This is a genomic window from Pseudomonas sp. 9Ag (genome assembly GCF_902506445.1).
Taxonomy (GTDB): Bacteria; Pseudomonadota; Gammaproteobacteria; order Pseudomonadales; family Pseudomonadaceae; genus Stutzerimonas; species Stutzerimonas stutzeri_AB.
This window is the reverse complement of record NZ_LR733836.1, coordinates 1-12,838: the sequence shown is the minus strand read 5'-3', so window position 1 is coordinate 12,838 and position 12,838 is coordinate 1. Positions and strand designations below refer to the sequence as shown.

The window sequence follows — 12,838 nt, the reverse complement described above, 5'->3', positions numbered from 1 at the left end:
GATGCCCAGGGTTCTAGCTTCGCTGTTGGGGGTATTGGTTCCGCTTGCGGCTGTTGGCGCAACGGATATCGCGCCCCATGCCCATGACAACGGCGATGCCGTCGATCTGGCATCCGTTTCGCGAATGCCAAAACTGGCACTGGTCATGGATGACCTGGGCCAGAACGCGGCGCGCGATGCACGCGTTCTGGCCTTGCCTGGCCCTGTGGGCATGGCGATCCTGCCTGACACTCGGCATGCCACAGAGCTGGCGGAGCGAGCCAACGCGGCAGGCAAGACCGTTATGTTGCACCTGCCCATGGCCCCTGCTGATGGGCCTTACGCTTGGCAACCGCAGTTGCCTGCAGCGGAGCTCGACCGGCGGCTGAACGATGCCCTCGCAAAGGTGCCGCATGCCAGCGGTGTTAACAATCACATGGGCAGCCAGATGACCGACCGCCAAGAGCCCATGGCCTCGCTCATGCGCGAGCTGCAACAACGCCACCTGTTCTTTCTCGACAGTCGTACCAATGCCGCTACCGTTGCAGCTGCGACTGCGCAACGCATCGGCCTGGCGAGTCTTTCTCGTGACATTTTTCTCGATGACGACCCCAGTCCCGAAGCCGTGGCCGCGCAGTTTCACGCCGCCGTACAGCTCGCTCGCAGGCAGGGTTCAGTGGTGGTGATCGGTCACCCACACCCGGCAACGCTCGCCCTGTTGGAGCGGGAGCTGCCGAAGCTGGCTGCTCAGGGTATCGACTGGGTGGACCTCGGCCAAATGATCGCCACCCGAGGCAACCGTGCCATGATCGCCCATGGCGCAAACGGCCTGTATCGGTGACGAAAGGTCAGAGGTAGCGACGCATGATGGCATCGATGGCGCCGTCACTCTTCATCTCATTCAGCGCTTTCTGCAACCGAGAGACGACTTCATCCGGCGTCTCTTTATTCAGGGCAAGAAACAACTGCGCGTCGTTGAAACGCAACACCGTAGTCAGACCGCTCACCCCCTCCTGCTTCGCCAGGTAGGGCCCGACCGGGTCGGTTGTCGCCCAAAGATCTATCTGCCCCTTGAGCAGCTTGCCGATGTTTTCCTGGTCGCGCAGTGAGTTGATCGGCTCGAAACCCTTGCTTTCCAAGTGCTGGCTAACCGCGTCGTTCTTGTAGGCGCCGACCTGGTACTGCTTGGCCTGCTCAAGCGAACTCAGCCGCATCGGGCTGCCTGCCGGGGCCAGCAGCACCCATCCGGTACTGGCCAGCGGGCCGACCCATTTGAACAGCGGCTCACGCTCAGGTGTATAGGTGGTAGAAAACAGTCCCTGATCGGGATGCTCCAGGACCTGGTTGTAGATGCGCTCCCAGGGGAAACGCAGCGTCAGGCTGTAATCAATCTCGGCACGCTTGAACATCTCGCGCACTATCTCGGCATTGATCCCGCTGATGTTGTGGTCTGCTGCATAGTTCTTGCCGTCCGCTGCCATATTGAACGGCGGGAAATTCTCGGTCAGTAGCACCACCTTGTAGTCTTCAGGCAGTGCTGCCCTGGCCGAGACGGCCATTACCAGCAACAGCCCGGCCGCTAGAATTCGTCTCATCGCACCCTCCCCCGTATGCAAAACATCCGCAGGCGACACAACGCTGACAACTGACTAGCAGAGCCCATGCGTGTGTCGCACCTTTAATGTTTAGCAACTTGCGATCCAGGCGTAGCGTGGCTACAGCCGAAATGGGACGAACCGCACAAACTTGAGCATCATATTGCCATCACCCCAGGCCCTTACAGCTGCGCGACGGGCGAAACGGAAGGAGACTCTCCTGTGCTCGCTGAGGAGACTCAGCATAACGTTCCGAAACGGGGCGCTGTGGCGCAACAACGCTACGAATCGGAACAAGCTGAGATGCGGCCGGAAAGACCGCTTACAGATAACGACCTTGGATACTGGCTAGCGTGCCGTCAGCGCGCATCTGCTCCAGCGCGGCCTGCAGCCTGGCTACGGTCTCATCAGGGACACCTTTGTTGAGCGCCAGGTAGAGCTCCGCACTGTCGAACTTGAGCACCCGCTTTAGGCCGTTTACGCCTTGCTGCTTGGCCAGGTAGCGCCCAGCCGGATCACCGGTGGCCCAGAGGTCGATCGTGCCGCCCTGGAGCTTGTCCACGTTGGTTTGGTCGCGCAGGGCCAGCGACGGCTCCAACCCCTGTGCCGCGAGGTGTTCGGCAATCGCATCACCCTTGTAGGCGCCAATGCGGTACTGGCTGGCCTGCTCGAGACTGCTGACTTCGATCGTGCTGTCGCCCCTGGCCAACAGCACCCAGTCGTCCGGACCGATCGGCCCCACCCACTTGAAGAGCTCTTCCCGCTCCGGCAACCGAGCAGTGACGAATACGCCGTACCCTGGCATCTCCAGAGCCATCTTGTAAATCCGCTCCCAGGGGAAACGCAGCGTCAGCGTGTACTCCACACCGGCACGCTTGAACATTTCGCGGACGATGTCGGCGGCGATACCCGTAATGTTTTCGTCGCGCGCAAAATTCTTGCCGTCGACTGCCATGTTGTAGGGCGGGAAATTTTCGGTGAGCAGATTGATTGGTTCCGGCGCGGAGTGCGCAGCAGAAGTGATCAGCGACAGGCTGGCGGCCAGCGACAACAATGTGTTTTTGAACATGGCGGGGTCCCTTGATGCGGCAGCCGCGGTATGTCGCGGCTGTGTCCTTGTATGTTGTAAGTGCAGCTTCGAGCAGTCCGGTACGCGCCGATCAGCGCATCACGATGCCGCAGCTGGCCATATAGGCCTTGGCTTCCGGCACGGTGTACTCGCCGAAATGGAAGATGCTTGCGGCCAGCACCGCATCGGCCTTGCCTTGCAGAACGCCATCGGCCAGATGCTGCAGATTGCCGACGCCACCAGAGGCGATCACCGGAATATGCACCGCTTCGCTGATCGCCCGAGTCACACCCAGGTCGTAGCCACTCTTGACGCCGTCCTGGTCCATGCTGGTCAGGAGGATTTCGCCAGCGCCCAGCGCTTCCATCTTCTGCGCCCACAGCACGGCGTCGAGCCCGGTCGGCTTGCGCCCACCGTGAGTAAAGATCTCCCAACGCGGGGTTTCGCCCGGAGCGGAAACCCGCTTGGCATCAATGGCAACGACAATGCACTGCGAGCCGAACCGATCAGCCGCTTCACCGACGAACTCCGGCGTGAACACCGCAGCGGTGTTGATCGAAACCTTGTCGGCGCCGGCGTTGAGCAGGTTGCGAATATCCTGCACCGAGCGCACACCGCCGCCGACGGTCAGCGGAATGAACACCTGGCTGGCCATGCGCTCGACCGTATGCAGCGTGGTGTCGCGATTGTCGACGCTGGCAGTGATATCGAGAAAGGTGATCTCGTCGGCGCCCTGTTCATCGTAGCGACGGGCGATTTCCACTGGATCACCGGCATCGCGGATGTTTTCAAACTGGACGCCCTTGACCACGCGGCCGTTGTCCACGTCGAGGCAGGGAATGATGCGTTTGGCCAAGGCCATGGTCGATCTCTCTCGTAGGGTGGACAACCGCGCAGCGTTGTCCACCGGGTCACCGGATGCAGGGCGGACAAGCGAAGCGTTGTCCGCCCTACGGCTTATTCGTCCTTGTACTTCAGATCGCAGAGCGCCTGCGCCTCGGCAACATCGAGCGTGCCCTCATAAATCGCACGACCGGTAATTGCGCCGACAATCCCGCGCGTGTTGGTGTCGAGCAGCTTCTGGATGTCACCGATGTTGTGAATGCCGCCAGAGGCGATCACCGGGATGCGACTGGCATTGGCCAGCGCCACAGTGGCTTCGACGTTGCAGCCCTGCATCATGCCGTCCTTGGCGATGTCCGTGTAGACGATTGCCGAGACGCCATCAGCCTCGAAGCGTCGCGCCAGATCGACAGCCTGAACACTGCTGACCTCAGCCCAGCCGTCGGTGGCGACAAAGCCGTCTTTCGCATCCAGGCCGACGATCACCTTGCCCGGGAAGGCGCGGCAGGCTTCGCCGACGAATTCCGGCTGCTTGACCGCCTTGGTGCCGATGATCACGTAGCTGACGCCAGCGCGAACGTAGTGCTCGATGGTTTCCAGGGAGCGGATGCCGCCACCGATCTGGATCGGTAGGTCGGGATAGCGCTTAGCGATTGCGGTGACCACTTCACCATTGACCGGCTGGCCTTCGAAGGCGCCGTTGAGATCGACCAGGTGCAGGCGACGGCAGCCGGCCTCGACCCATTTGGCGGCCATGGCCACCGGGTCGTCGGAGAACACCGTGGCGTCGTCCATCAGGCCCTGACGCAGACGCACACAGGCGCCGTCCTTGAGATCGATGGCGGGAATGATCAGCATGCTTTTTCCTTCGTCAAACGAGCGGCAAGCTGCAAGCCGATAGCGGCGAGCATGCCTGCGTATCTATTTCTGGCAACGTCAGCAGAAGCCTGCCGCTGCCGCTAGTTTTTCTCGAGCGCCCACAGGTCGCTTTCGATGCTTTCGAAGCGCTCTTTCAGGTGCGTCTGCACGTCGAAGATCGCCTTGTTGTAGTACAGCGGAGCGATCTCGCGAGCGAACAGATCGAGCACTTCTTGCGCCTCGAATGAACCCAGTTCCAACTCGAAGCGGTCTTCCAGAAAGCGCTTGATGATCTGCTGTGCGGCCTGCTCCTGAGCTGAATCCAGTGCCAAGACCGGCGCCTTGAGCTTCGCCCGGCTCATTACCAGCGGCCATCCCAGGCAGCGAAGTTCTGCAGCAGCTGCAAGCCGTGGGTATGGCTCTTTTCGGGATGGAACTGCACGGCAAAGCGCGAACCGTCGGCCAGCGCGGCGGCGAAATCCTTGCCGTAATGGCCACGGCCAACCACCTGGCGCGGATTACCGGCCTCGATGTAGTAGCTGTGTACGAAATAGAAGCGGCCATCGGCGGGAATGTTGTGCCAGAGCGGATGGCTGACAGCCTGCTCGACCTGGTTCCAGCCCATGTGCGGCACCTTGAGGCGCTCGCCGTCTTCTTCCAGATCCTTGCCGAAGAAACGCACCTGACCGGGAAACAGGCCAATGCAATCGACGCCGCCGTTCTCTTCGCTGCGCTCCATCAGTGCCTGCATACCCACGCAGATGCCGAGGAACGGCCGATCGACGCTGACTTCACGGACCAGCTCGTCAAAGCCCAGCCGGCGGATTTCAGCCATGCAATCGCGAATCGCGCCGACGCCGGGAAACACCACGCGATCGGCTTCGCGAATGACTTGGGCATCGCTGGTAATCAGCACCCGACCGGCACCCACATGCTCGAGCGCCTTGGCGACCGAATGCAGGTTGCCCATGCCGTAATCGATGACTGCGACGGTCTGCATTACAGGCAACCTTTGGTCGACGGCATCTGCCCGGCCATGCGCTCATCCAGCGTCACCGCCATGCGCAGCGCGCGGCCGAACGCCTTGAACACGGTCTCGATCTGGTGGTGGGTGTTGTGCCCGCGCAGGTTGTCGATGTGCAGGGTCACCAAGGCGTGGTTAACGAAGCCCTGGAAGAATTCCTGAAACAGATCGACATCGAAGCCGCCCACGCTGGCACGGGTGTAGGGGACATGCATCTGCAGACCCGGACGCCCGGAAAAGTCGATCACCACGCGCGACAGCGCTTCATCCAATGGCACGTAGGAATGTCCGTAACGGGTCATGCCTTTCTTGTCGCCAACAGCTTTGGCGAATGCCTGGCCGAGGGTGATGCCAACGTCTTCGACGGTGTGGTGGTCATCAATGTGCAAATCGCCCTGGCATTCGATGTCCAGATCGATCAAGCCGTGGCGGGCGATCTGGTCGAGCATGTGCTCGAGAAACGGCACGCCGATGGCAAAGCGGCTCTTGCCGGTGCCGTCCAGGTTGATGGTGGCCTTGACCTGGGTTTCCAGGGTGTTGCGCTCTACGCAAGCCGTACGTTCGGACATCAACAGCTCCGCTGATCGTGGGGCGAAAAATGAGCCGCATTATAGGCCCAAACCTACCCTCGTCGATACGCGCCCTGCGGCTCGGCTGCTGCAAACTGCCGGCTGGCTGATCGAGCAGCACGGAGGCTGACCGCTCAACGACTCACCGGCCGGCCTATCGGCTGCGCTGTCGTGCGTCGCAGAGCCGGCACGGTTATCCTTTCCGTCACTCACCACAACAGCCAGGTCAACATGCCCGTTTTCGTTGAAGTCGTAACCGAGCCCAGCCAGCAGGACCGTATCGATCTGGCGAAAATCTTCGCCGACGCCCCTGCCTGGCTCCTGACGCCTTACGCAGATGCAGCAGCCCTTATCGAGGCCGGGTTGGCCGACCACAGCCTGATCGGGGGTCGTTTCAATGACCGGCTGCTCGGTGCCGCCCTGTTGCAACGAGGCTCGTCCAACTGGCGTCTGTCGCACCTGTGCGTACGTAAGCTCACTCGCCGTCGGGGCGTAGGTGCACGCATCCTCGAAGAAAGTCGGCGTCTGGCCAGTGAAGCCGGGCAGGATCTGCACCTGGCGGCACCGGCAGACCAGCTGGAGGCTCAAGCTTTGGCCGCACGGGCACATCTCCCACTGGACGCAATCTAAGCCCTGCCGACGTTTCTCCCCCGACTGTCATAGTCCTCTGGCAGCACCGCCATCGCACACAGGAACCCAGACGCAGGTAACCACTCCAACGCCAGCCACGGCAAAAGCCGTGGTTCGTGACGCTATACTCGCTGCTTTTGAAATGCCAAACACAAAGGACCTGTCCATGAAAGCGCTCGGCAAGATCCTGGGCCTGGTAATCCTCGGGTTGCTGCTCCTCATCGTCGCATTGGGCTTTGCCCTGACCCATCTGTTCGACCCTAACGACTACAAAGACGAGATCCGCACACTCGCTCGCGACAAGGCCGGACTCGAACTGAACATCGCCGGCGATATCGGCTGGAGCCTGTTTCCCTGGCTCGGCCTGGAGCTGCACGACACCACCCTGGCCAGCGTGCAGACACCCGAACACCCCTTCGCCGACCTGCGCATGCTGGGGCTGTCGGTCCGGGTACTGCCGTTGCTAAGTCGCGAAGTGGAGATGAGCGACATCACCCTCAATGGGCTGAACCTGACACTTAACCGCGACGAGAAGGGACGTGGTAACTGGGAAGGCGTGGGCCGCCCGGACACTAGCGAAACACCGCCAGGCGCAACGCCACCCGCAGAAGCGGCCGAACCCGGGGATGACGAGCAGACGGCAGATAACGCCAAGCGCCCGTTGCAACTGGACATCGACAGCCTGACCATCAGCGACGCACGAGTGACCTACCATGATGCACAGACCGGACAGCAGTTCAGCGCTGAAGGCATCGAACTGACCACGGGTGCCATTCGCGAAGCCACTTCGATCCCAGTCAAGCTCAACGCCTTTTTCGGCAGCAACAAGCCGGTCATGCGCGCGCGTACCGAATTGCAGGGGGCGTTGCGCTTCGATACCAAGCTGCAGCGCTATCAGCTCGAAGATCTGCGCTTGAGCGGTGAGGCCTCTGGCGAGCCATTGCAGGGCAAGACACTGTCGTTCAGCGCCCAGGGCCAGCTTTTGGCCGATCTGGCTGCCGATATCGCCGAGTGGACCAGCCTCAAGTTCACGGCCAATCAATTGCGTGGTCTTGGCGAACTCAAGGCCCGCGATCTGCAGGACCAGCCAAAAATCACCGGAGCATTGTCGATCGCCGAATTCAACCTGCGAGAATTCCTCGAGAGCATCGGCCAACAGCTCCCGGCCATGGCCGACAACACCGCGCTGGGCAAGGCCGAGCTGGTCACCCGCCTTGCCGGCACCCCGACCAGCCTGACCTTCGAAGAGATCAATCTGAAGCTGGACGGCAGCACCTTTACCGGCCAAATCGCGGTCAGTGATTTTGCCAAGCAAGCATTGCGAGTCGACCTGAGCGGGGACCAGCTGAATCTCGACCGCTATTTGCCGCCGCCAGCAAAGGAAGACTCTGCCGGCGCTGCGCGTCAAAGCGAGGTCAAAGTTACCCAAGCGGCAGTTATCGGCAGTGGCACCACGCCTCTGCCAGACAAACCAACCCAGCAGGCATGGAGTAGCACCACCGCTCTGCCGGTCAGCGCCCTGCGCAATCTGGACACGCGCATCAACCTGAGCATCGATAACCTCACTGCAATGAAGCTGCCGGTCGACAGCTTCGCCCTCAAAGCGCGCACGGCGGGCGGTCTGCTGACGCTGGAGCAGTTGCGTGGCGGCCTCTACAACGGTCGAGTTGAAGCTTCCGCCAGTCTCGATGTCCGACCGCAGGTGCCCCTGATTACCGCCCAGACCCGCCTGGCCCGCGTCCCCATCGAAGGCCTGCTGCAAAGCCAGGGCGAAGAGGTGGTGATCAAAGGCCTGCTCAACCTGGACAGCGACATCCGCACCCAGGGCAACAGCCAGCAAGCCTGGATCGACAACTTCAACGGCAAGATCGGCTTCATCATCGACAACGGCATCCTCGTCGATGCCAACCTCGAGCAGCAGCTTTGTCGCGCCATTGCCACCCTCAACCGCAAACCATTGAGCAGCGAGCCGCGCGGCAAGGACACGCCATTCCGCGAACTGAAAGGCAACCTCACCCTGCGCAATGGCGTTGCCAGCAACCCCGACCTGAAGGTCAGCATTCCCGGTCTCACGGTGAACGGCGAAGGTGATGTTGACCTGCGCGTGCTCGGCATGGACTACCGCATCGGCCTCGTGATCGAGGGTGACAAGGGCGACATGCCCGACCCGGCCTGTGCAGTTAATGAACGGTATGTCGGTATCGAATGGCCGTTGCGCTGCCGCGGTCCGCTCGAACTGGGTGCCAAGGCCTGTCGCTTCGACAACGACCGCCTCGGCAAAATCGCCGCCCGGCTCGCCGGAGACAAGCTCAACGAGACCATCGAAGAGAAGCTGGGCGACAAGGTCAGTCCCGAATTAAAAGACGCACTGAAAGGCCTGTTCAATCGATGACCCAGCAAGCGTTGAGCGACGCGCAGTTCAGCGTCGCCGTTCTCGACTGGTACGACCGCCACGGGCGCAAGGATCTGCCCTGGCAGCAAGGCATCACGCCCTACCGTGTGTGGGTATCGGAGATCATGCTGCAGCAGACGCAGGTCAGCACCGTGCTCGGCTACTTCGACCGCTTCATGGCAGCGCTACCCACCGTCGAAGCCCTGGCCAGCGCGCCAGAGGACGAAGTTCTGCATCTATGGACCGGGCTGGGTTACTACAGCCGTGCACGAAACCTGCACAAGACCGCCAAACTGGTTGTTGCCGAGCATGGCGGTGAATTTCCGCAGGACGTGGGACAGCTGGCCGAGCTGCCCGGCATTGGACGGTCCACTGCCGGCGCCATTGCCAGCCTGAGCATGGGCCTGCGGGCACCAATTCTGGACGGCAACGTCAAGCGCGTGCTGGCCCGCTTTGCCGCACTGGAGGGCTATCCAGGCGAGCCAAAGGTAGCCCGGCAGCTGTGGGACGTGGCCGAGCGGCTGACCCCACAAACACGAGTCAACCATTACACCCAGGCAATGATGGACCTGGGTGCGACACTCTGCACGCGCAGCAAACCCAGCTGCCTGCTCTGCCCACTGAAGACTGGCTGCCGCGCCCACCTGCTGGGCCGCGAAACCGAGTTTCCGACGCCCAAGCCGCGCAAGACATTACCGCGCAAGCGCACCCTGATGCCGCTGCTGGCCAACCATGAGGGCGCCATACTGCTCTATCGCCGCCCACCTACGGGACTGTGGGGCGGACTCTGGAGCCTGCCGGAGCTGGATGATCTAGCTGCGCTCGACCCGCTCGCTGCACGTCACGCCTTGCAATTGCAGCAGCGCCGCGAGCTCCCCACCCTGACCCATACCTTCAGTCATTTCCAGTTGGCCATCGAGCCCTGGCTGATCAGAGTCACGTCAGAAGTCGGCGCCGTGGCCGAGCCGGACTGGCTCTGGTATAACCTCGCCACCCCGCCGCGACTGGGGCTTGCCGCCCCGGTAAAGACGCTGCTCAAGCGCGCCGCCGCCGAATTGAACGCAGGAGAGATGTCATGACCCGCACCGTGAATTGCCGCAAGTACAAAGAAGAACTGCCCGGTCTGGAGCGCCCGCCTTATCCTGGCGCCAAGGGCGAAGACATCTACAAAAACGTCTCGAAGAAGGCCTGGGACGATTGGCAGAAACACCAGACCATGCTGATCAATGAGCGCAGGCTGAACATGATGAACGCCGAGGACCGCAAATTCCTGCAGACCGAGATGGACAAATATCTCTCCGGCGAAGAATACGCCCAGGCCGAAGGCTACGTGCCGCCGAGCGAATAAGGTATTCGCAACCTTGGCGCAGCAAGAGCCAGCGCCAAGGTTTGCTGTCGCGCCTAGAGACCAAAGCGCCTGCATATATCGCTAAATGCCCGTTCTAACTAAATATTTTCAAAGCCACGCTTGACAGGCAAACGGCAAATCCGTCTAATAGCGCCCCGTTGCCCAGGTAGCTCAGTCGGTAGAGCAGGGGATTGAAAATCCCCGTGTCGGCGGTTCGATTCCGTCCCTGGGCACCATCTATTAATTTCAGGTGGTGCCAAAACCACCCGAAAGCCCACAAGAAGCCCGCCTAGTGCGGGTTTTTTGTTGTCTGCACTTCCCTACCCTTCCCTTGTAAGCCCAAACAATTGTGCGTAGATTCGTGAGTAGAGCCGGTTCGGTCTAAAAATCTACTCACAGCGACACAATGGGGCGCCCGAATGGCGCGGCTTGCGAGGGAATTGCAATGGCCTTATCCGATACCACCATCCGCACCGCCAAGCCGAAGGAAAAGCTATACCGGCTCACGGACGCCAACGGGTTATGCCTGGAAGTGGCGCCGACCGGCTCGAAGCTGTGGCGCTATCGCTACCGCTTCGACGGCAAGGCAAAGATGCTGGCGCTTGGCACCTATCCTGCCGTCACGCTCCAGAAAGCCCGCCAGAGGCGCGACGAGGCCCGCCAACTGCTAACCGAGGGCACCGACCCCGGCGAGCAGAGAAAAGCCGCCAGACAAGCGCAGCGGGTCGATGGCGTGACATTCGAGACGCTGGCGCGGGAGTGGTATGCCTACAACGCGCCACGCTGGGCCGAAAGCACGGCATACAAAGCCAAGCTGTATTTGGAAAACGACTTGATACCCGGCATCGGTGCCCGCCCGGTCAAAGCCATCACCCGCCCCGATCTGGTCGAGCTGGTGCGCAAGGTCGAAGCGCGGGGCACGCTGAATGCCGCTGGCAAGATTCGCCAATGGCTACACCAGATATTCCGCTTTGGTCTGGCCAGTGGCGTAGTCGAAGCCAACCCTGCCACCGATCTGGACGTAGTAGCCGCACCGCCTAAAGCCACCCGGCACCATCCGCACGTTGCCTTTGCCGAACTGCCCGAGCTGCTGGGCAAGATCGAATCGACCACGCTCAACACCCTGACCCGCTGCGCCATCCGTTTGCTGGTGCTGACAGCCGTTCGCCCTGGTGAGCTGCGCCAGGCGCCGTGGTCGGAGTTCGATCTGGACGGCGCCACCTGGACCATTCCGAAAGCGCGCATGAAAGCCCGCCGCCCGCATGTGGTTCCCCTGCCCCGCCAAGCCGTTGCCATCCTGCGCCAGCTCAAGGAAATCACAGGCGATTACCCGCTAGTGTTTGCAGGCCAGCAAAACCCCGACCGGCCAATGAGCGAGAACACGATTAACAAGGCACTGCGCCTGATGGGCTACGAAGGCCGCCAGACCGGACACGGCTTCCGCCACCTGCTGAGCACCGAACTCAACGGGCGCGGCTATAACCGCGACTGGATCGAACGCCAGCTAGCGCACGGCGACAACGACGAAATCCGCGATATTTACAACCACGCCACCTACCTGGAGCAGCGCCGGGAAATGATGCAAGCCTGGGCCGATTCGATAGACGCGCTATGTGCTGGCGCCAATGTAGTGAGCATCAAGCGCAAGGCTTAACGGTTTTTTTGGCTGGCCCAGCTCGACGGAGCGAAAAGCGGACTTCCCACCGCCTGACCAGCCGATTTATTTAGGAAGTGGGAGCGCCTGGGAGGGTGCAATGGATGAACTTGATTATTGGCGCCTTTGCGAGTCGCTGAACGCTTATCAAGCTGCCGCACTGATTATAGGACAGACGCCGAGCTTAATTGACAATGGCGAATATCGTTACTTGCGGCTAGCTGAATACAATTCGCAGCCATCTCGGTTAGACCCAAGCTTTCAGGCAGCGGTTACTGCTTTGAAAGGGGCGATCCGAGACGGAACACTTAGCGCCAAAATCCGAGTTTCTCCTCGAGAATATGGTTATGCGGACGCACTCGCCGACGTTGAATACAACGAAATTCTTTTTGAGGATGGTCGCGGCCGAACAGCGGAAGAAGGGGAAGTGCTTTCTGCTGATGGAAAGCTTTTTTACAAGCCGCTCATTGATTGGGATCTGACATCAATCGCAACGAACGATATCCGCGCCTGGTTGCTGACACGCGGCTTTACCGCTGGGTTCTTTTTTCCCAACCGAGAGGAAGGCCAGCCCGGCTATCTGGAAAAAACGCACCCGAACTATGCGCCCAAGCTGGCAGCAGCCATTCGGGCATGGGAAGCCGTGACCAGCGACCCCGAACGGTTGCGCGGAAAGACGCCAAAGCAAGCCCTAACCAAGTGGCTCAACGAACACGCCGCCGCCTATGGCCTGACCAAGGAAGATGGCACGCCGAACGCGACAGGCGTAGAGGAAGCGGCCAAGCTGGCAAACTGGAGGCCGGAGGGAGGTGCCAGCAAGACCCCTGGCGAGTGAACCCACCCCCCCCTCAAAGCCGCGCAGTTGCTGGCGTCTAGG

The 12,838-nt window shown here is 61.0% G+C and carries 14 protein-coding genes and 1 tRNA gene; 8 read left to right on the top strand and 7 right to left on the bottom strand.

Annotated features, from left to right (window positions below; translation table 11 throughout):
- Position 1 precedes the first annotated feature (1 nt).
- Positions 2–820, top strand: a complete 819-nt coding sequence (locus ALTERO38_RS00075; protein WP_159966814.1) for a divergent polysaccharide deacetylase family protein — start codon at positions 2–4, stop codon at positions 818–820.
- A 7-nt stretch (positions 821–827) separates the two neighbouring features.
- Here ALTERO38_RS00075 and ALTERO38_RS00070 read toward each other — a convergent pair whose 3' ends face one another.
- From ALTERO38_RS00070 to hisB, 7 genes are all read right to left on the bottom strand, one after another.
- Entirely contained in the window at positions 828–1,574 is a 747-nt protein-coding gene (locus ALTERO38_RS00070) for an ABC transporter substrate-binding protein (protein WP_148925548.1), read from the bottom strand.
- Between the two features lie 322 nt (positions 1,575–1,896).
- Positions 1,897–2,643: an ABC transporter substrate-binding protein gene (locus ALTERO38_RS00065; RefSeq protein ID WP_159966813.1), complete on the bottom strand. Its 747-nt coding sequence runs from the start codon at positions 2,641–2,643 to the stop codon at positions 1,897–1,899.
- 91 nt (positions 2,644–2,734) lie between these two features.
- The gene (gene hisF, locus ALTERO38_RS00060) at positions 2,735–3,505 is read right to left on the bottom strand and encodes an imidazole glycerol phosphate synthase subunit HisF (protein ID WP_148925550.1); all 771 of its coding nucleotides are present in this window, start codon (positions 3,503–3,505) and stop codon (positions 2,735–2,737) included.
- Between the two features lie 95 nt (positions 3,506–3,600).
- Positions 3,601–4,344: a 1-(5-phosphoribosyl)-5-[(5-phosphoribosylamino)methylideneamino]imidazole-4-carboxamide isomerase gene (gene hisA, locus ALTERO38_RS00055; protein WP_102836567.1), complete on the bottom strand. Its 744-nt coding sequence runs from the start codon at positions 4,342–4,344 to the stop codon at positions 3,601–3,603.
- 101 nt (positions 4,345–4,445) lie between these two features.
- Positions 4,446–4,706, bottom strand: coding sequence for a DUF2164 domain-containing protein (locus tag ALTERO38_RS00050; protein WP_102836566.1), 261 nt, complete (start codon positions 4,704–4,706; stop codon positions 4,446–4,448).
- Complete coding sequence (hisH, locus tag ALTERO38_RS00045) at positions 4,706–5,344, bottom strand: imidazole glycerol phosphate synthase subunit HisH (protein WP_148925552.1); 639 nt, start codon at positions 5,342–5,344, stop codon at positions 4,706–4,708. Before hisH ends, ALTERO38_RS00050 begins: the two co-directional genes overlap by 1 nt.
- The gene (hisB, locus tag ALTERO38_RS00040) at positions 5,344–5,937 is read right to left on the bottom strand and encodes an imidazoleglycerol-phosphate dehydratase HisB (RefSeq protein WP_102836564.1); all 594 of its coding nucleotides are present in this window, start codon (positions 5,935–5,937) and stop codon (positions 5,344–5,346) included. Before hisB ends, hisH begins: the two co-directional genes overlap by 1 nt.
- 231 nt (positions 5,938–6,168) lie before the next feature.
- Here hisB and ALTERO38_RS00035 point away from each other — a divergent pair, with 231 nt between their 5' ends.
- The 7 genes from ALTERO38_RS00035 (at position 6,169) to ALTERO38_RS00005 (ending at position 12,796) form a co-directional block, all read left to right on the top strand.
- Positions 6,169–6,567 (top strand): acetyl-CoA sensor PanZ family protein, encoded by a 399-nt coding sequence (locus ALTERO38_RS00035; RefSeq protein ID WP_159969605.1) that lies wholly within the window; start codon positions 6,169–6,171, stop codon positions 6,565–6,567.
- Positions 6,568–6,733: 166 nt separating this feature from the next.
- Entirely contained in the window at positions 6,734–8,959 is a 2,226-nt protein-coding gene (locus tag ALTERO38_RS00030) for an AsmA family protein (RefSeq protein ID WP_159966812.1), read from the top strand.
- Positions 8,956–10,038 carry an A/G-specific adenine glycosylase gene (gene mutY, locus ALTERO38_RS00025; RefSeq protein WP_372239341.1) on the top strand — a complete coding sequence of 361 codons (1,083 nt, stop codon included), beginning with the start codon at positions 8,956–8,958 and terminating at the stop codon, positions 10,036–10,038. Before ALTERO38_RS00030 ends, mutY begins: the two co-directional genes overlap by 4 nt.
- Positions 10,035–10,307: an oxidative damage protection protein gene (locus ALTERO38_RS00020; RefSeq protein WP_102836561.1), complete on the top strand. Its 273-nt coding sequence runs from the start codon at positions 10,035–10,037 to the stop codon at positions 10,305–10,307. Before mutY ends, ALTERO38_RS00020 begins: the two co-directional genes overlap by 4 nt.
- A gap of 160 nt (positions 10,308–10,467) precedes the next feature.
- Positions 10,468–10,543, top strand: a tRNA-Phe gene (locus tag ALTERO38_RS00015).
- Positions 10,544–10,752: 209 nt separating this feature from the next.
- Positions 10,753–11,961 carry an integrase arm-type DNA-binding domain-containing protein gene (locus tag ALTERO38_RS00010; RefSeq protein WP_159966811.1) on the top strand — a complete coding sequence of 403 codons (1,209 nt, stop codon included), beginning with the start codon at positions 10,753–10,755 and terminating at the stop codon, positions 11,959–11,961.
- A gap of 100 nt (positions 11,962–12,061) precedes the next feature.
- A complete protein-coding gene (locus tag ALTERO38_RS00005; protein ID WP_159966810.1) occupies positions 12,062–12,796 on the top strand; it encodes a hypothetical protein in 735 nt (244 codons plus the stop codon).
- The last annotated feature ends 42 nt before the right edge of the window (positions 12,797–12,838 follow it).